General features: G+C 66.9%; 17 protein-coding genes. 8 read left to right on the top strand and 9 right to left on the bottom strand.

Going from position 1 to position 17,127, the window contains the following annotated elements; translation table 11 throughout:
* Positions 1–142 precede the first annotated feature (142 nt).
* The 5 genes from FGS76_RS07980 to FGS76_RS07960 all read right to left on the bottom strand — a co-directional run bounded on the left by FGS76_RS07980 (position 143) and on the right by FGS76_RS07960 (position 5,456).
* Positions 143–1,678, bottom strand: coding sequence for a cryptochrome/photolyase family protein (locus FGS76_RS07980; RefSeq protein WP_138772099.1), 1,536 nt, complete (start codon positions 1,676–1,678; stop codon positions 143–145).
* A 92-nt stretch (positions 1,679–1,770) separates the two neighbouring features.
* Entirely contained in the window at positions 1,771–2,877 is a 1,107-nt protein-coding gene (locus FGS76_RS07975; protein ID WP_138772098.1) for an ABC transporter permease, read from the bottom strand.
* On the bottom strand, positions 2,874–3,827 hold the full coding sequence (locus FGS76_RS07970; protein ID WP_205717217.1) for an ABC transporter ATP-binding protein: 954 nt from the start codon (positions 3,825–3,827) through the stop codon (positions 2,874–2,876). The genes FGS76_RS07975 and FGS76_RS07970 overlap by 4 nt, the downstream gene beginning before the upstream one ends.
* Positions 3,820–4,800: an HlyD family secretion protein gene (locus FGS76_RS07965; protein WP_138772097.1), complete on the bottom strand. Its 981-nt coding sequence runs from the start codon at positions 4,798–4,800 to the stop codon at positions 3,820–3,822. Before FGS76_RS07965 ends, FGS76_RS07970 begins: the two co-directional genes overlap by 8 nt.
* The gene (locus tag FGS76_RS07960) at positions 4,797–5,456 is read right to left on the bottom strand and encodes a TetR/AcrR family transcriptional regulator (RefSeq protein ID WP_138772096.1); all 660 of its coding nucleotides are present in this window, start codon (positions 5,454–5,456) and stop codon (positions 4,797–4,799) included. The genes FGS76_RS07965 and FGS76_RS07960 overlap by 4 nt, the downstream gene beginning before the upstream one ends.
* Before the next feature lie 179 nt (positions 5,457–5,635).
* Between FGS76_RS07960 and FGS76_RS07955 the strand changes: the two genes are divergently transcribed.
* The 6 genes from FGS76_RS07955 to FGS76_RS07930 all read left to right on the top strand — a co-directional run bounded on the left by FGS76_RS07955 (position 5,636) and on the right by FGS76_RS07930 (position 11,401).
* Positions 5,636–6,676, top strand: a complete 1,041-nt coding sequence (locus FGS76_RS07955) for an AraC family transcriptional regulator (protein WP_138772095.1) — start codon at positions 5,636–5,638, stop codon at positions 6,674–6,676.
* Entirely contained in the window at positions 6,663–7,535 is an 873-nt protein-coding gene (purU, locus tag FGS76_RS07950; protein WP_138772094.1) for a formyltetrahydrofolate deformylase, read from the top strand. The genes FGS76_RS07955 and purU overlap by 14 nt, the downstream gene beginning before the upstream one ends.
* Before the next feature lie 250 nt (positions 7,536–7,785).
* Complete coding sequence (rlmM, locus tag FGS76_RS07945; protein ID WP_138772093.1) at positions 7,786–8,820, top strand: 23S rRNA (cytidine(2498)-2'-O)-methyltransferase RlmM; 1,035 nt, start codon at positions 7,786–7,788, stop codon at positions 8,818–8,820.
* Positions 8,810–10,045, top strand: a complete 1,236-nt coding sequence (locus FGS76_RS07940) for an MFS transporter (protein ID WP_240692466.1) — start codon at positions 8,810–8,812, stop codon at positions 10,043–10,045. Before rlmM ends, FGS76_RS07940 begins: the two co-directional genes overlap by 11 nt.
* Entirely contained in the window at positions 10,038–10,280 is a 243-nt protein-coding gene (gene tusA / locus FGS76_RS07935; protein WP_138772092.1) for a sulfurtransferase TusA, read from the top strand. The genes FGS76_RS07940 and tusA overlap by 8 nt, the downstream gene beginning before the upstream one ends.
* 161 nt (positions 10,281–10,441) lie before the next feature.
* Positions 10,442–11,401 carry a DegV family protein gene (locus FGS76_RS07930; protein WP_138772091.1) on the top strand — a complete coding sequence of 320 codons (960 nt, stop codon included), beginning with the start codon at positions 10,442–10,444 and terminating at the stop codon, positions 11,399–11,401.
* 129 nt (positions 11,402–11,530) lie between these two features.
* Here the strand turns inward: FGS76_RS07930 and FGS76_RS07925 are convergent, their stop codons facing one another.
* The 3 genes from FGS76_RS07925 to FGS76_RS07915 form a co-directional block, all read right to left on the bottom strand.
* Positions 11,531–12,424 carry a carbon-nitrogen hydrolase gene (locus FGS76_RS07925; RefSeq protein ID WP_138772090.1) on the bottom strand — a complete coding sequence of 298 codons (894 nt, stop codon included), beginning with the start codon at positions 12,422–12,424 and terminating at the stop codon, positions 11,531–11,533.
* 52 nt (positions 12,425–12,476) lie between these two features.
* Entirely contained in the window at positions 12,477–13,478 is a 1,002-nt protein-coding gene (locus tag FGS76_RS07920; RefSeq protein ID WP_138772089.1) for an agmatine deiminase family protein, read from the bottom strand.
* A gap of 97 nt (positions 13,479–13,575) precedes the next feature.
* Positions 13,576–14,262, bottom strand: coding sequence for an outer membrane protein assembly factor BamE (locus FGS76_RS07915; RefSeq protein ID WP_138772088.1), 687 nt, complete (start codon positions 14,260–14,262; stop codon positions 13,576–13,578).
* Positions 14,263–14,485: 223 nt separating this feature from the next.
* On the opposite strand from FGS76_RS07915, the gene FGS76_RS07910 reads away from it, so the two are divergent.
* Both FGS76_RS07910 and FGS76_RS07905 read left to right on the top strand, forming a co-directional pair.
* Positions 14,486–15,721 (top strand): lipoprotein-releasing ABC transporter permease subunit, encoded by a 1,236-nt coding sequence (locus tag FGS76_RS07910; protein WP_138772087.1) that lies wholly within the window; start codon positions 14,486–14,488, stop codon positions 15,719–15,721.
* Positions 15,714–16,424 (top strand): ABC transporter ATP-binding protein, encoded by a 711-nt coding sequence (locus FGS76_RS07905; RefSeq protein WP_138772086.1) that lies wholly within the window; start codon positions 15,714–15,716, stop codon positions 16,422–16,424. The genes FGS76_RS07910 and FGS76_RS07905 overlap by 8 nt, the downstream gene beginning before the upstream one ends.
* A 79-nt stretch (positions 16,425–16,503) precedes the next feature.
* On the opposite strand, the gene FGS76_RS07900 is transcribed toward FGS76_RS07905, so the two are convergent.
* Positions 16,504–16,998: a DUF2062 domain-containing protein gene (locus tag FGS76_RS07900; RefSeq protein ID WP_338081327.1), complete on the bottom strand. Its 495-nt coding sequence runs from the start codon at positions 16,996–16,998 to the stop codon at positions 16,504–16,506.
* Between the last annotated feature and the right edge of the window lie 129 nt (positions 16,999–17,127).

Raw genomic sequence — 17,127 nt, 5'->3', positions numbered from 1 at the left:
CTCCGCTTTAGTCGCGGGGGGGGGCTGTAGGAGCGACTTTAGTCGCGATGAAGATGGCACGGTGGGTGATCGCGACTGAAGTCGCTCCTACAGCATCAACAAGCCCATGGAGGGGGCAGCAACATTCAAGCGTTGGCATTGGCTACAGCTCTTCCGGGTGTTCCAGCAGGGCGTTGGCGCGGGCGAGGATGGCGCGGCGTTTGTCGGGGTCCATGCGTTCCCAGTTTTTGTACACCCGGCTCATGCGCGGGTGTTTTTCAAAACGGGCGCGGTGGCGTTGGATAAAGTGCCAGTAGAGGCTGTTGAAGGGGCAGCTGTTGCTCTCCTCGGCGCTGCTGACCTTGTAGGCGCAGCCGGCGCAGTAGTCGGACATGCGCTGGATGTATTTGCCGCTGGCGGCGTAGGGTTTGGAGCCCAGGTAGCCGCCGTCGGCGTGCATCACCATGCCCAGGGTGTTGGGCAGCTCCACCCATTCGTAGGCGTCCGCGTAGACCGCCAGATACCACTCATGAATCTGTTTCACGTCCACGCCCAGCAGCAGGGCCAGGTTGCCGGTGACCATCAGGCGCTGGATATGGTGGGCGTAGGCGTGTTCCCGGGTGGCGCGTACCGCTTCCGCCACGCAGCGCATCTTGGTGTCGCCGCTCCAGTAGAACCAGGGCAGGTCGGCGTGGCTGCCCAGCCGGTTCTGTTCCTTGTAGTCCGGCATCATCAGCCAGTAGATGCCGCGCACGTACTCGCGCCAGCCGAGGATCTGACGGATAAAGCCCTCCACCGCGTTGAGCGGCGCCTGGCCCTGCTGGTAGCGCCGTTCCGCCGCCTCGCAGACCCGCAGCGGGTCGAGCAGGCCGGCGTTGATGTACAGGCTCAGCAGGCTGTGGAACAGAAAGTCGTCGCCTTCGGTCATGGCGTCCTGGTAGTCGCCGAAGTGGGGCAGGGCCTGCTCCAGAAAATGCTCCAGGGCCTGTTCCGCCTGGCTGGCGGTGACCGCGAACCAGAATGGCTCCAGATCGCCGAAGCGGTCCGGGTAGTGTTCGGCCACCTGGTCGATCACCTGGCGGGTGGTGGCGTCCGGTTCAAATCGCGGCGGGCCGGGCAGCCGGTGCTTGCCGTCGTAGCGCTTGCGGTTGTCGGCGTCGAAGTTCCAGCGGCCGCCCACCGGCTTGCCGTCCGGCTCCATCAGCAGGCCGGTGCGGCGGCGCATGTCCCGGTAGAAGTACTCCATGCGCAGCTGTTTGCGGCCGGCGGCCCAGTCCCGGAAGGCCTCCCGGGAGCATAGAAAGCGGTGGTCCTCCAGCAGCCGCACCGACAGGCTCAGGCGCTGGGGCCAGTGCCGCTTCATGGCTTCGCGCAGGCGGTATTCGCCGGGTTCGGTGACCAGTAATTCGGCGGGGTCGAGATCCCGGGCGCTTTTCAGCACCGCTTCGCACAGGTCCTCCAGGCCGTCGTCCAGTTGATGGTAATCCACCGTCCAGCCCTGGCGGCGCAGGCGCGCGGCGAAGTGGCGCATGGCGCTGAACAGGAACGCCAGCTTCTTGCGGTGGTGGGGTACATAGCCGGCTTCTTCGCGCACCTCGGCCATGACAATGCGGTCCCGGGCCGGGTCGCCTTCGGCCAGGCTGGTCAGGCCGGTGCTGAGCTGGTCGCCGAGAATCAGGATCAGGCGTGGGCGGGGCATGGGACGTCCTTTTCGTGGCCGGGCTTGGGTGGCTGCCCAGGACAGCATAGCCAACCGCCATCAACGACGGGTCAAGCCAGCGCCGGCGTGTTTCAGTCGAGACGTTTGTTCACGCGCAGGATGGCCACGCCCAGGGCCACCGCCGAGAACACCCCCAGCGCCAGCAGTTCCGGCCACAGCGAGGTGAGATCGGCGCCGCGCAACATGATGCCCCGGCTCAGCCGCACGAAGTGGGTGAGCGGCAGGATCTCCGCGAACCACTGGGCCGGGCGCGGCATGCCTTCGAACGGAAACATAAAGCCGGACAGCAGGATTTGCGGCAGGAAGGTGAAGATCGCCGCCTGCATGGCCTGGAACTGGCTGCGCACCACGGTGGAAATAAGGATGCCCAGTGCCAGGCTGGCGACGATAAACACAAGCGCCGCCAGGTACAGATCCAGCAGCGGCCCGCGCACCGGCACCTGGAAGATCAAATGGCCGAGCAGCAGCACCAGGCTGGTCTGGATCACCCCGATGCCGATGAACGGCAGCACCTTGCCCAGGGTCAGCTCCGCCGACGACAGCGGCGTGGTGATCAGGAACTCCTGGTTGCCGTGCTCCCGTTCGCGCACCAGGGCGATGGCGGTGAACATCACCATGGTCATGGTAAGGATGACGCCGATCAGGCCGGGCACGGTGTTCAGCGGCGCCTGACGCCGCGGGTTGTAGTAGGCGGCCACCGCCACCGGGCTGGACGGCGGGCTCAGGGACTGGCCCCGCAGGTAGGCGCGAACCGGGAACTGGCTTAACTGGCGGGCGGCCTGCTGCACCACCTGGTCGGAGCCGTCCACGATCAGCTGCAGGGGCGGCTGGTCGGTGGTGAGCCGGTGCTCGAAGTCCGCCGGCACCACCACGATCACCTTGACGTCGCCGTTGCGCAGCAGGGTCTGGGCGCCGCTGCTGGTGGCCGGTGCGTAAAGAAAATCGAACACCCGGGATTGGTGCAGCTCGTCGATCACCTGGCGGCTGCGGCTGCTGTGGGCCTGGTCCACCACGGCGGCGGGCAGGTGGCGCACGTCCATATTGATGGCGTAGCCGAACAACAGCAGCTGCATGATCGGGATGCCCACGATCATGGCGTAGGTGAGCCGGTCGCGTTTGAGCTGGCGCAGCTCCTTGGTAACCACCGCCCACAGGCGGTGCACGCTGAACCCGATCATGACCGTGCCTCGCCGTGTTCCGGGCGCCCCAGGGTGGCGGCCACGAACACGTCCTCCAGGTTAACGTCGGTGACCGCCACGGTGGCGTCCGGGTCCACATCGCGTACCCGCTGGCGCACCGTGGCCAGGGTCGCTTCGTCGTCCACCAGCACGCGCAGGGTGGCGCCGATCTGGGCGCAGGAACGGACGCCTTCCTGATCGTCCAGGGCATGTTGGGCGCGGCGCGGGTTGGCGGTGGTGACCAGCAGGGAAACTCCGCGCATCTCCTCCTTGAGCCGCGCCGGGCTGCCTTCCGCCACCAGGGCGCCGTCCTGAAGAATGGCCAGCCGGTGGCAGCGTTCCGCCTCGTCCATGTAATGGGTGGAGACCAGCAGGGTGGTGCCGCCGTCGGCGAGGCCGAACAGCACGTCCCAGAAGTCGCGCCGGGATTGCGGGTCCACCGCGCTGGTGGGCTCGTCGAGAAACAGCAGCTCCGGGTCGTTGAGCACGGCGGCGGCCAGCGCCAGCCGTTGCCGCTGGCCGCCGCTCAGGGTGCCCGCCAACTGGTCGGCAAGGGTGCCGAGCCGGTAGGTGTGGAACAGCTGGTCCAGCCGCTCGCGCCGTCGCCCCCGGGACAACCCGAATAGCCGCGCCACGAAGTCCAGGTTCTCCCGTACGCTCAGGTCCCGATACAGAGAGAAGCTCTGGGTCATGTAGCCGATGCGTTGTTTAAGCGCCTCGGCCTGGCGGGGGATGTCCAGGTCCAGCACCTGGATGTCGCCCTCGCTGGGCAGCAGCAGCCCGCACAACATGCGGATGGTGGTGGACTTGCCGCAGCCGTTGGGGCCGAGAAAGCCGTACACCTGGCCCCGTGGCACGGAAAGATCCAGGTGATCCACCGCCACCAGATCGCCGAAGCGGCGGGTCAGGCCCCGGGTGAGGATCGCCGGGCCGGCGTCTTGATCAGTCATCGCCCTGTGCTCCCTGGCCGTCCACCGGCCAGGCCTGGCAGGGCAGGCCGGCGGGCAGTTGTTGCGCGGCCTCGCCCTGGAGCACCAGCTCCGCCTGGTAGGAGAGCCGGTTGGCGTCGTCGCCGGTGAGCGCATAGTAGGGGGTGAAGGCCGGTTCGCTGCGCACGCTTCGCACCACCGCCTGGAACGGTTCGTCGATGCCGTCCACCTGTACCCGGTAATGGTCGCCCGGGTTTACCGACGTGCGCCGGGGCTCGGGGATGAACACCCGCGCGTAGGGCGCGTCGCCGGCCAGCAGGGTGACCAGGGGGGTGCCGGCGGCGGGCTGATCGCCGAGGCGGTGGGGCAGGGCGTCCACCCGCCCCGGCGCCGGCGCCCTCACATCCAGGCGTTGGCGGCTTACGGTGAGGCCGGCGACCCGGGCCTCGGCGCTGGCCACCGCCGCCTGTGCCTGTTCCAGCTGTTCCGGGCGGGTGCCGTGGAGCAGTTCGGTGAGGCGGGCTCTCTGGGCGTCGACCCGGGCCTCGGCGGTGTCGAAGGCGTTGCGGGCATTGTCCAGGCCGGCCTTGGCCAGGGCGCCGCGCTCGCGCAGGGCCCGGGCCCGTTTCAGGGCGGTGCGGGTGGTGTCCCGGTCGCTTTGCGCCTGGGCCAGCTCCGCCCGGGCGGCGTCCACCGTCTCGATGCGGGCGCCGTGACGCAGCTCCGTCAACCGCGCCTGCTGCTGTTGGAGGGTGGCGCGGGCTTCGTCCAGCTTCGCCTGGGTGCGGCGGGGGTCCAGGCGCAGCAGCAGCTGCCCTTGCTCCACCTGTTGCCCCTCGCGCACCGCCATTTCGGTGACCGGCTCCGAGGCCTCGGCGAGGATATCCACCCGGTCCCATTCCAGGGTTCCGGGCAGCGGCTCCGGCCGGTCGTCGCAGGCGCTCAGCAGGGCCAGGCAGCAGACGGCGGGGAGCAGGCGGGCAACGGCGTTCATGGTGGTCCTCCGAGGCCCCGGTCGAGCAGGGCCAGCACGTGGTTGATCAGATCGTCGGTGTCGATGTCGCCGTGGTCCGGCAGCTGTGACCAGATCGGCCGCGCCGCCAGGGTGAACATGGTCAGCCCGATCAGCGAGATGGGGAAAAGACGTGGCTCCAGGTCCGGGTTGAGCTCGCCCCGGGCCTGGCCCCGGGCGACGATTTCCCCCAGGCGCCGGAACAGGCCGGGCACGTTGCGGCGCATCAGCAGCGGCCGCAGCCGGCCTTCCAGGGAGATGATTTCCTTGATCCACAGCGGCGGCAGCCAGGGGGCGGAGTCCACGGTGACGATCAGGTGCCGGGTCAGGTCGCGGATCACCGCCCGGGCCGGGCGCTCCGGGTCGGCGTTGAGGATGATATCCGCGGTGGGGGCCATCAGGCTGAGGATGCGTTCCTCGACGATGGCCTCCAGCAGCTTGTCTTTGTTGCCGAAGTAATAGTGCATCAGCGCCGGGGTGGCGCCGGCGTCACGGGCGATGCGGTTGAGCGGCGTGCCGGCCACGCCGTGCTCGCCGAACAGGCCCACGGCGCTGTCCAGGAGCCGGTCGCGCAGGTTGCCGGCTTCCTGGCTGGGGCGGCCGCGCCGTCGCGGGGGAGTGTCGGGGGTCTTTTTCATGGTGTTAATTTAATTAACATTTAATTTAATTGAAAGGGCCGCTTGCCGCTCCGGCCAGGGTGGCTGGGCGATGAACCACGGTGCCGGCCATGCCATTCGGCGTCAGTTTCATTATCATGGGGCGCTTGCCCGCCTCGGGCAGGGTTCCCCGGGGGAACGAAGACGCTTCAGGACCGCCAATGATTCAGAAAAGAACCATCAATGTGCGCCGCGTGGTGAAGGTGCTGCAGGGCGCCGCCCGTGGTGGTGTGAGTATCCCCGCCCTGTTGGATGACTGTGGCATTGAGCGGCGGGTCCTGGAGGACCCGGATGCACGTATTGAGCGTGGTACCTTCATTGAGCTTATGCTGCGCGTTATGGAACAGACCCAGGACGAGTTCCTGGGCTTCGGCCAGGGCCGCAAATCCAAGCCCGGCACCTTCTCGATGATGGCCCATGCGGTGATCAACTGCCCGAATCTGGAGGCGGCGGTGACCCGGGGCATCGATTTCTACGGGCTGTTCGACCTGAGCGTGGGCAGCGTCCTGGTGCGCGACGGCGACCAGGCTCGGCTGATTACCCGGGTGGACCCGCGCCTGGACTTCCGCGATGTGATCATCGAGGCGATGCTGTTCCTGTCCCTGCGCTTCATGAGCTGGCTGGTGGGCAAGCCGGTGGAACCGGAGGCCGTGTATCTGGATTACGAGCCGGTGCGCGAGGACGACGAGTACCGCTTTATGTTCGATTGCCCCACCTACCACCGCAGCGACCTGAACCAGGTGGTGTTCCCGGCCCATTATCTGGATCTGCCGCTGGTGCAGAATGAACTGTCGCTGTCCAAGTTCCTGCGCGATTCCCTGGCCCGGCTGTTTGACGGCAAGGTCCACAATGTGGGCCTGCCGGCGCGCATCCGCGCCATTATCTCCGAGGAGTACGGCAACCATTTCCCAGACTTCGGGGAAATCTGCGAAAAGCTGGACATGACCCCGCAGACCCTGCGCCGCCGGCTCAAGGAGGGCAACACCAGTTACCAGGAGATCAAGGATTCGATCCGCAAGGACGCCTCGGTGTACTACCTGTCCAAACCGGAACTGAGCATCGACGAAATCGCCCTGTTGATGGGCTTCAGCGAAGCCAGCTCGTTCCACCGGGCGTTCAAGAAATGGACTCACCAAACCCCGTCCGCCTACCGGCGGCTTTATTTCGGCGATGCACACGGAGACTTCAATGACCGCCGCTGACGACGCCACCGCGCGCCTGCTCGTAACCTGCCCGGACCAGCCGGGCATCATCAGTGCCGTTTCCACTTTTCTGTACAACCACGGCGCCAACATCACCGATTTTGACCAGCACTCCAGCGACCAGCAGGACGGCACCTTCTTCCTGCGTCTGGAATTCCAGACCCCGGACCTGGACTGCAGCCACGAGGCCCTGGAAAACAACTTCCGCAATCGGGTAGCGTCGCGCTACGGCATGCACTGGCACATCAGCCCGCCCGGCGCCAAGAAGCGCATGGCGATTCTGGTGTCGCGCCATGATCACGTGCTGATGGACCTGCTGTGGCGGGTCTCCCGGGGTGATATGCCGGCCACCATTCCCATGGTGATCAGCAACCACGACGACCTGCGTGACGAGGTGGAGCGCTTCGGCATTCCCTACCACCACATTCCGGTCAACAAGGACAACAAGGCGGAGGCGGAAGCCCAGGCCCTGGAGCTGTTGGAAGGGCAGGTGGACGTGATCGTACTGGCCCGCTACATGCAGATCCTGAGCCCGGAGTTCGTGTCCCGGCATCCGCATCGCATCATCAATATCCACCACTCGTTCCTGCCCGCCTTCGTCGGCGCCAACCCCTACCAGCAAGCCTGGGACCGGGGCGTCAAACTGATCGGCGCCACCAGCCACTATGTCACCGAGGACCTGGACCAGGGCCCGATCATCGAGCAGAACGTGCAACGGGTCTCCCACCGCCACTCCCCCTCCGAACTGCGTGGCCTGGGCCAGGACGTGGAACGCCAGGTGATGCTGCGCGCGGTGCGCTGGCACCTGGAAGACCGCATCATCGTCGACGGCAACAAGACGGTGGTGTTCGTTAAGTAGCCACCCGCCACGTGTTGTAGGAGCGACTTCAGTCGCGATTAAGGCGGAGTTGAAAGTTACAAGTTAAAAGTTGAAACGCGGACCGGGCCCTGCGACCCAGCAAGGCCTTGCCCGCGATTTCGGCTCCCGGGAAAGCCGGCCATGGCCGAAGGCCGCGCAATATCGTTTCAGCGCGGACCTTTCAACTTTGAACTTTCAACTGGCCATTGCCTGGATCGCGGCTGAAGCCGCTCCTACCAAAGGAGATAACATGTCCGAGGAAATGTTCCTGGCCCTGTGCCGGCCGGGGTTCGAGTCGGATCTGGCGGCGGAGCTTACCGATCGTTGCGCGGAGCTGGGGGCGTCCGGTTACCCCCGCACCAGCGACGGCAGCGGCTATGTGCTGTGGAACAACCTGCAAGGCAACCCGGAAGCGTTGCTGCAAACCGGGCTGGTTTTCGGGCGTTCATTTTACCCGCTGACGGCGTCCTTCGAGGATCTACCGGAGCAGGATCGCATCGGTGCCCTGTGGCCGGAGTTGCAGCTGCAGGGGCCGTTCTCCGAGCTGTTTCTGGAGCACGCCGATACCAACGCGGGCCGCGAACTGGCCGGCTTTCTGCGCGGTTTTCGCAAGGCCCTGGAGCCCAAGCTGCGCAAGGCCGGGTTGCTGCGCGGCAACGCCGACCGGCGTCTGCATCTGTTTTTCGACGATTCCCGCCACGGCCATGTGGGCCTCAGCCCGTCGGGTATTCCGCTGCCGGAGGGCGGTCTGACCCGCCTGCGGTTGTCGCCGGAGGCGCCCAGCCGCTCGGCGCTGAAGCTGGAGGAGGCGCTGCTGCGCTTCGTCGGGCGCGGCAAGCCGCCCGGGTTGCACACCGCCGTGGATCTGGGCGCCGCCCCCGGCGGCTGGAGCTGGCAGCTGGCGCGGCTGGGCCTCAAGGTCACCGGCGTGGACCACGGCAAGCTGGCGCCGGCGCTGCTGGACGAATACCCGGTGCGCCATGTGTCCGGAGATGCCTTTACCTGGCGCCCGGAGCGGCCGGTGGATCTGGTGGTGTGTGATGTGGTGGACAAGCCCGCGCGCACCGCCGCGCTGATGCAGAAGTGGCTGGAGCAGGGCTGGGCCCGGGTGGCGCTGTTCAATCTCAAGCTGCCCATGTCGCGCCGCTACCGGGAGAGCCAGGCCCTGCTGGAGCGTTTGGCCAGTGGCCTGGAACGGCAGCGCCCGGGGACCTTGATCCAGGCCGCCCATCTTTACCACGACCGGGAGGAAATCACCGTCTGGGTGGACACCCGTGCCCCCTGAACGGCAGCCGTCGGTGCCGGCCCTGCTGGGCACGCTGGCGGTGCTGTATTTTCTGCAGGGCCTGCCCGCCGGCCTGCTGGCCAAGGCGGTGCCGTCCCTGGCCCGGGAGGCGGGTTTGTCCCGGGAATGGATCGGTCTGCTGGCCCTGGCCGCGCTGCCCTGGGCGCTGAAATTCCTGTGGGCACCCTGGGTGGACCGGCTGGGCTGGGGGCGGCCCGGCCATCGCAAGCGCTGGGTGCTGGCCTGCCAAGGGCTGGTGATGGTGATTTTGCTGGTGCTGGCGGTGCCCGGCCGGGCGCCCTGGTTCCAGGCTGGCTTCCCGCTGTTGGTGTTGCTGCTGCTGTTGCTCAACCTGGCCAGCGCCACCCAGGACGTGGCCGCCGATGGCCTGGCGGTGCGCCTGCTGCGCCCGGACCTGCGCGGGCCGGGCAACAGTCTCCAGGTGCTGGGCTACAAGGTGGGCCTGATGCTCAGCGGCGGGTTGCTGCTGATCGCCACGGACTGGATCGGTTGGCGCGGCAGTCTGATCGGCATGGCCCTGCTTACCGGGCTGTTGCTGATTCCGGTGGCCGCTTTCGCGGAACCGGCGGAGCAGCGCCCGCCGCCACCGGTCCCCCGTGGCCGGGCCTGGTGGCGGCCGTTCCGGTCGTTCTGGCGGCGCCCGGGGCTGGGCTGGTGGGCGGTGATCCTGATCGGTTACAAGGTCGGCGACGGTTTCGGCAGCCGCATGATCAAGCCGTTTCTGGTCGACCAGCACTGGTCGCAGACCGCCATCGGCCAGCTCGATCTGGTGGCGTCGTTGGTGGGCATGGCCGGCGCCGCGCTGGGAGGCCTGTGTTTGTTGCGGATGCGCCGCCGGGTCGCGCTGATCGGCTTTGGTGCTCTGCAGGCGCTGGCCTTCGTGGGCTGGTGGGCGGCGGTGCATACGCCGGCCTGGATCTGGCCGGTGGCACTGTTCGAGCAGTTCGCCGACGGGCTGTCCACGGTGGCGTTGTTCGTGGTGATGATGGATTACTGCCGCCGCGACCGGGAGGGCACCGATTACACCTTGCAGGCGTCCCTGTACCTGGTGGCCACCGGCCTGTTCACCCTGGTGAGCGGCTTCAGTGCCTCCCGATTCGGCTACGATGGCCACTTCCTGCTTGCCGCCGCCCTTGGCGGGTTGGTTATAATGGCCGCCCTTTTCTGGACCGCCCCCGGGGAAGCCGATACCCGCCATGACTGATATTCAGCCCCACCACCATCTGGACGCCACCGGCCTGCTTTGCCCCGAGCCGGTGATGATGCTGCACGGCAAGGTGCGCGACATGGCACCCGGCGAGGTGCTGGAAGTGCGCGCCACCGACCCCTCCACCGAGCGTGACATCCCAAAGTTCTGCCAGTTTCTCGGCCACCGGTTGCTGGACAGCGGCCGTGACGGCGAGCTGTATCTTTACTGGATCGAGAAGAAACCGGCCTGACCGGCGCCGGCGGCTTGCCGCCGCGCCCGTGTCGAGGCGGTGGGGCGCCAATTGCCTTGCCTCCGTTTTCCCTTAGCGTCGATGGTTGGAGGTTCGCTGTCCGTGGTTGTTGGGGCGCGGCGGTGAACAAAACCAATAACAACAAGACTGGGGGAACGATCATGCGTATCGGTATCGTCGTGGATTCCACCTGCGATTTACCCGAAGCCTATTACCAGGAACACAATATCCGCATCCTGCCGATTTCCATCCGGCTCGGCGACGAGCTGCTGGTGGACAAGCGCGGCAGTGCCGACACCGCCCGTTTTTATCGGGACCAGCTGGACGCCAAGGGCCGCGACGCGGAATCAATTCCGTTTTCCGTGGACCAGATTCGTTCGGTGTTTCTCGAGGAACTGGTGCTCGACTACGACCTGGTGTTCTGCATCACCGTCTCCGGTAAACGCAGCCAGATTTTCGACAACGCCACCCAGGCCTCGTTCTCGATCCTCAAGGAGTATCAGAAGGTGCGCGCCGACGCCGGCGTGCCCGGACCCTTCTCCATGCGGGTGATCGACAGCAAGACCCTGTTCTCCGGCACCGCGGTGCTGGTGTGCGAGGCGGTGGAGCTGATCCGCAGCGGCGCCAACCGCAACGCCATCCGCCTGAACATTGACCAGATGATCCCGCATATCTGTGGCTATATGGTGCCCGAGGATCTGGGCTATGTGCGCGACCGGGGCTTCAAGAAGGGCGAGCGCAAGCGGCTCTCGGATTCCATGCGCGGGCTGGCGCTGACGGTGGGTTCTGCGCTGTCCATGCACCCGGTTATCCGTATCCACGGCGGCGAGGAAAACCCGGCCACGGTCAACCGCAGCTACGAGAAGTCGGTGCGCCGCCTGTTCGAGCACGTGGCCGGCCGCATCCGTGGCGGACACCTGATTTCCCGCCATGTGTGCCTGAGTTACGCCGGGGACATGGAGCGGGTGCCGGCCATGCCCGGCTACGGTGACCTGAAAGCCGCCGCCGACGATAAAGGCATCAAGCTGCTGGTTTCCACCATGAGCCCCACCGGCGCCATCAACGTGGGCGCCGGCTGTCTGTTCGTGGCCTATGCCAGCGAGAACGATCAGTTCGATTAACGGCGGCAGCAACCTGTAGGAGCGGCTTCAGCCGCGATCCGGGGGCGGTGGGGGATCGCGGGGGGTGGGATCGCGGGGGGATCGCGACTGAAGTCGCTCCTACGGTCGCTCCTACATTTTTGGGGCGGATCAGTCCCGGAAGCGCTTGGTCAGGTCCTGGTAGGCATCGATGCGGCGGTCGCGCAGGTAGGGCCAGATGCGGCGCACGGCTTCGCTGCGCTGCATGTCCAGGTCGGCCAGCAGCACCTGCTCGCCGTCCTCGCCGGCGCGGGCCAGAAACTCCCCCTGGGCGCCGCACACGAAGCTGTTGCCCCAGAACTGAATGCCGCCGTCGCCGTCCGGCGCCGCCTCGAAGCCGGTGCGGTTGGCCACCAGTACCGGCAGGCCGTTGGCCACCGCGTGGGCACGCTGCACGGTGATCCAGGCGTCCAGCTGGCGGGCCTGTTCTTCCAGGTCGTCTTCCCGGTCCCAGCCGATGGCGGTGGGGTAGAGCAGCAGGTCCGCGTCGGCCAGCGCCATCAGCCGCGCCGCCTCCGGGTACCACTGGTCCCAGCACACCAGCACGCCCAGCTTGCCGACGCTGGTGCGGATCGGCGTGAAGCCGGACTGGCCGGTATTGAAGGTGGCGTCGCCGGGGGTGAAGTAGAACTTCTCATAGAAGCCGGGATCGTCGGGGATGTGCATCTTGCGGTACAGGCCCGCCAGGTTGCCGTCCCGTTCCAGTACCACGGCGGTGTTGTGGTAGAGGCCGGTGGCGCGCTTTTCGAACAGGCTGGCCACCAGCACGATGTTCAGCTCCCGGGCCAGAGCGCCCAGGGCGTCGGTGCTGGGGCCGGGGATGGTTTCCGCCAGATCGAACACCGAGGTGTCCTCGGTCTGGCAGAAGTACAGGCTGCGGTGCAGCTCCTGGAGCATCACCAGCTCCGCGCCGGCGGCGGCGGCCTCGCGGATCTTGTCCATGGAACGTTCCAGATTGGCGGCCGGATCGGCGCCGTTTTGCTGCTGGACGACGGCAACGCGCATGGCGGGCGGCTCCTTGCGGGGGTTAGGGAGTACTTTGTTAGAGAGTACTTGGCTAGAGAGTACCTTGCGGCAACTGCATGGTGACACAGTGCAGGCTGCCACCCTGTTCGATCAATGGCCGGCAGGGAATGCCCTGCACGGTCCGATGGCCGGCCACCGCCGCCAGGGCGTCGAGTGCCGCCTGATCGGTGGCGCAGCCGTACACCGGCACCAGAATCTTTTCATTGGTGATCAAGAAATTGGCGTAGGTGGCCGGCAGGCGCTCGCCCTCGGCGTCGTACTGGGGCTCCGCCATGGGCAGGCGCACCAGCTCCAGGCCCTGGTCCCGGGCCAGGGTTTCCAGCTCCCGGGCCATGGCCGCCAGATCGGCATGGTGGGGGTCGGCGGGGTCGTCGCAGCCCACATAGGCCACCGTGGTGGGATTGACGAACCGGGCCAGGGTGTCCACATGGGCGTCGGTGTCGTCGCCTTGCAGCTCGCCGTGGTCCAGCCACCAGATGCGCTCCACGCCCAGGGTTTCCCGCAGGCGGGCTTCCAGCTCCTGTTCGTTGAGCAGCGGGTTGCGGTTGGGATTGCGCAGGCAGGCCCGGGTGGTGAGCAGGGCGCCACGGCCATCGGTGTCGATGGCGCCGCCTTCCAGCACCAGGTCCACCGCCTGCCGGGGGGCGCGCCAGGGCAGGGCGGCGTTCACCGCGTCGTCCCGTTGGGCGGCGAATTTGTGGCCCCAGCCGGTGAAGCGGAAGTCCAGCAGCGTCAGGGTGCCGTCCCGCTCCACGCTGATCGGACCGAAATCCCGGGCCCAGGTGTCGTCGTAGGGCACCTGCTCGATGCGCAGCCGGGTCAGGTCGATGCCCGCGTCGCGCAGCTTTTGACGGGCCGCCGTCGCCGTGGCGCGGTCGCGGCACAGCAGCAGCACGCCCTCATGGTCGAGCAGGGCGGCGATCAGGGCGGTGTAGGTGGCGTGGGCGGCGTCCAGCTGGCCGGCCCAGTCGGTGCCGGCGTCGGGCCAGGCCAGCAGCACGCCCCACTGGGGCTGCCATTCGGGCAATAGCATCGGGTGACTCTTATGGTGGCGGTGGTAAACGGCGCGATTGTCAGCCCGGTGCCGGGCAGCGTCAATAGCGCGCCCGGCGGTGCCCTCCGGCGGCGTTCTAGTCGGCCTTGGCGCGGGGCTCGTCGGCGCCGTCGCGCTGCGGCTCGCGGCGCTCTTCCTGTTTCTCGTCGTTGTCGATGACGATGCGGCCGGACACCGGGTCGAAGCGGAAACGGCCGGCTTTTTCATCGGACGGTTCGCTGTTCTCCACCGGTTGCTCCGGGCGCTGCTCGCCTTCACGCCGTTCCTCTTTCTCGTCGGCGCGGGCGCGCACCGCGGTGCTACCGGGGGATTTATGGGATTCGTCGGTGTCGTCATCGCCACGGCCGCCACGGGGGGCGGATTGGTCGTCACTGTCCGCGTCCTCGTTGCGGATCTCCGAGCGGGTTTCGATCTGCGCTTCCTCGTCCTCCACATCCGGCGGCAGCGGATGGCCGGCCTGGCGTTCCACCGCGGTGGTGCCCGGCTGGCCGTCGGCGGCGGCCTTTTCAGCGGCTTCTTTCTTGCCCGCGTCTTTCTCGTCGACGCTGTGCAGCACGGTGTCGTTCTCGAAATAGACCGTGAAACCGGGATAGTGCCAGCGGCTGATCGGCGGCTGCCCCACCGGGGCCTGGCGGCTGTCGGGCTCGCCATACTGCTGGCGTACCTGGGCCTTGCTCATGCCACGGGTGGGGCCGTCGGCGGCGATGGCATTGAACGGAAGCAGAAGCGGCACGCACAGCAGTGCTGCCAAGGCGGTCTTCATGGTGGTTTTTCCCCCAGTCATTGGTCGTCCTGACCGTAAGCATCCACAGTCTGAACCTTTGTTCAAGCGCTATGGTCATAAATCCCCGGTGCGTCGCCGGCAACCGGCGACCGATACGAATTCAACCAGGACCGCGCCGAGCGGTCGCGGATGCCGGTCACACCCCTGTTTGCATGCGGGAGTGTCTGGCGCCGCCTGACCGTTTAGTGCTTAAATGCGCGCCATGTTTCGACCCTTTGCCCTGTTCGTGGGACTGCGTTATACCGGTGCCCGCGCTCGTAACAGCTTTATCTCCGTGATCACCCTGATCTCCGCGCTCGGGCTGATGCTCGGCGTGGCCGTTCTGATCACCGTCCTGTCGGTGATGAACGGCTTCGACCGGGAACTGCAGACGCGCATCCTGGGGATGGTCACCCATTTGTCGATCCATGGCCGCGAGCCGGTGAAGGACTGGCAGGCCCTGGCCGAGCAGGTGCGCGGCTTCCCCGGCGTGGAAGCGGCGGCGCCGTTCATCCAGCTGGAAGGCATGCTCACCCACAAGGGCAATGTGGCCGGCGCCCTGGTCAACGGCGTGGAGCCGGAGGCCGAGCGGCGCGTCTCCATCGTCGGCGAGATGATGTGGGAAGGGGACTTCGACGCCCTCAAGGACGGCGACTTCGGGGTGGTGCTGGGCTACGGCCTGGCCCGCAAGCTGGACGCCGAGGTGGGCGACAAGATCACCCTGGTGCTGCCCGAGGCCAGCGTGTCACCGGCCGGCGTGATGCCCCGTTTCAAACGCTTCAAGGTGGTGGGCGTGTTCCGTGCCCGCGCCGAAGTGGATGGCCTCTACGCCTATGTGTCCGCCGGGGACGCCGCCGTGCTGCACCGACGACCGGGCACCGTGGAAGGCATTCATCTGCGCCTCACCGATCTGTTCGCGGCGCCGGAGGTGGGCTGGCAGTTGCAGCGCGCCCTGGGCGACCGCTACTACACCACCGACTGGACCCGCACCCACGGCAACCTGTTCCAGGCGATCCGCATGGAGAAGAGCATGATGACGCTGTTGCTCAGCTTCATCGTGGCGGTGGCCGCCTTCAATATCATTTCCAGCCAGGTGATGCTGGTCACCGAGAAGCGCGGCAACATCGCCGTGCTGCGTACCCTGGGCGCCTCGCCGGGCACCATCATGCGTATCTTCATGGTGCAGGGGGCGGTGATCGGTCTGGCCGGTACTTTCCTGGGCACCGTGCTCGGGGTGCTGCTCGCCAACAATGTGAGCGACCTGGCGGCCTGGATCGAGAAGACCTTCAATACCCGGCTGTTCGACGCCTACTTCGTCAACTATCTGCCGTCGCAACTGGAGTGGAGCGATGTGGGCGGGATCGTCGCCATCGCCATGGTGATCACCTTCGCCGCCACCCTCTATCCGTCCTGGCGGGCCAGCCGCGTGCAACCGGCGGAGGCGCTGCGCTATGAATGACACTGTGGTTGCCAACGAGGCCGGCAACGAGGCGGTGCTGGCCGCCGAAGGACTGATCAAGCGCTACCCGGAAGGGCGCGGCGAACTGGAAGTGCTCAGTGGCGTGAACCTGACCGTGCGCCGGGGCGACACCGCCGCCATCGTCGGCTCCTCCGGCTCCGGCAAATCCACGCTGCTGAATCTGCTCGGTGGCCTGGATTCCCCCACCGAAGGCCGGGTGGCCATCGGCGGGCAGCCGCTGGCCGGCCTGGGCGACCGGGGCCTGGGCCGCATCCGCAACCGCTACCTGGGCTTCGTCTACCAGTTTCACCATCTGCTGCCGGAGTTCACCGCCCTGGAAAACGTGGCCATGCCGCTGCTGATCCGTGGCCTGCGGCCCGCCGAGGCCCGGGAACGGGCCGCCACCGTGCTCGCGCAGGTCGGGCTGGCCGCCCGGGAAACCCACAAACCCGCCATGCTCAGTGGCGGCGAGCGCCAGCGGGTGGCCATTGCCCGGGCGCTGGTCACCGATCCGGCCCTGGTGCTCGCCGATGAGCCCACCGGCAACCTGGACGAGCGCACCGCCGACCAGGTTCAGGAACTGATGCTCGACCTCAACCAGCGACTGGGCACCGCCTTGCTGATCGTCACCCACGATCACCGCATCGCCGGCCGCTGCCAGACCCGCCACGAACTGCACGAAGGTTTTCTGCGTAGTTTGTAGGCCCGCGCTTACATTCCCTGTCGTCGATGGCTGACAACACCGCCGCCGGGCACCGGTTACTCTGACCGGTGCGCGGTGCTCAGGGTTGCCGCTGGTCGTCCCGGCGGCGCCGGCGGGCGCGCAGGTTCCAGCTGCGCACCACCGCCAGCCGCCAGGACAGCTTCACCGCCAGCCAGGCGGTGAGCCCGGCCAGGGAGGCGCACAGCAACGACCCCACCCACAGCGGCACCAGCTGTTCCACGAACCAGGCTACGTTGATGCCATGGGGCGGGCTCGGTTCCATGCCCAGCAGCCAGGCGCCGATGCGGTAGGTGAAGTAGAAGATCGGCACATAGGTGACCGGATTGGAGATCCACACCAGCACCACCGACAGCGGCAGGTTGCAGTGGAAGCGCACGGCCAGCAGGGCGGCCAGACCCATTTGCAGGGGAATCGGCAGCAGGCCGGTGAAGACGCCGATAAAGGCGGCGCCGGCCAGGGAATGACGATTGATGTGCCAGAGATTGGGGTCCGATAACACCTCGCCCAGGAAGCTCAGGGACTTGTGTCCCTTCAGGCGTTCAGGGGAGGGCAAATATTTTCGGAATAACCGTTTCGGCATGGGCGACAGCTTTCCCGGCGGCGGGGATCCGTACGAGTGTTACGGTTGCGGGCGCTATTATGCCGATCCTGAGCGGCGGCGCCTACACCCGTGACGGAACGG

Origin of the sequence: Alloalcanivorax gelatiniphagus, from assembly GCF_005938655.1 — a bacterium.
In the GTDB taxonomy this organism is placed as follows: domain Bacteria; phylum Pseudomonadota; class Gammaproteobacteria; order Pseudomonadales; family Alcanivoracaceae; genus Alloalcanivorax; species Alloalcanivorax gelatiniphagus.
The sequence above is the reverse complement of the archived record's forward strand: the minus strand, read 5'-3'. Positions and strand labels throughout refer to the sequence as shown.

Coding starts and splice junctions, on each gene's coding strand:
- FGS76_RS07970 (WP_205717217.1), bottom strand. CDS start 3,827: ATGACTGATCAAGACGCCGGCCCGGCGATCCTCACCCGGGGCCTGACC.
- FGS76_RS07910 (WP_138772087.1), top strand. CDS start 14,486: ATGTTTCGACCCTTTGCCCTGTTCGTGGGACTGCGTTATACCGGTGCC.
- FGS76_RS07915 (WP_138772088.1), bottom strand. CDS start 14,262: ATGAAGACCGCCTTGGCAGCACTGCTGTGCGTGCCGCTTCTGCTTCCG.
- FGS76_RS07925 (WP_138772090.1), bottom strand. CDS start 12,424: ATGCGCGTTGCCGTCGTCCAGCAGCAAAACGGCGCCGATCCGGCCGCC.
- FGS76_RS07965 (WP_138772097.1), bottom strand. CDS start 4,800: ATGAACGCCGTTGCCCGCCTGCTCCCCGCCGTCTGCTGCCTGGCCCTG.
- FGS76_RS07975 (WP_138772098.1), bottom strand. CDS start 2,877: ATGATCGGGTTCAGCGTGCACCGCCTGTGGGCGGTGGTTACCAAGGAG.
- FGS76_RS07905 (WP_138772086.1), top strand. CDS start 15,714: ATGAATGACACTGTGGTTGCCAACGAGGCCGGCAACGAGGCGGTGCTG.
- FGS76_RS07955 (WP_138772095.1), top strand. CDS start 5,636: ATGATTCAGAAAAGAACCATCAATGTGCGCCGCGTGGTGAAGGTGCTG.
- FGS76_RS07920 (WP_138772089.1), bottom strand. CDS start 13,478: ATGCTATTGCCCGAATGGCAGCCCCAGTGGGGCGTGCTGCTGGCCTGG.
- rlmM (WP_138772093.1), top strand. CDS start 7,786: ATGTCCGAGGAAATGTTCCTGGCCCTGTGCCGGCCGGGGTTCGAGTCG.
- FGS76_RS07960 (WP_138772096.1), bottom strand. CDS start 5,456: ATGAAAAAGACCCCCGACACTCCCCCGCGACGGCGCGGCCGCCCCAGC.
- tusA (WP_138772092.1), top strand. CDS start 10,038: ATGACTGATATTCAGCCCCACCACCATCTGGACGCCACCGGCCTGCTT.
- FGS76_RS07980 (WP_138772099.1), bottom strand. CDS start 1,678: ATGCCCCGCCCACGCCTGATCCTGATTCTCGGCGACCAGCTCAGCACC.
- FGS76_RS07930 (WP_138772091.1), top strand. CDS start 10,442: ATGCGTATCGGTATCGTCGTGGATTCCACCTGCGATTTACCCGAAGCC.
- purU (WP_138772094.1), top strand. CDS start 6,663: ATGACCGCCGCTGACGACGCCACCGCGCGCCTGCTCGTAACCTGCCCG.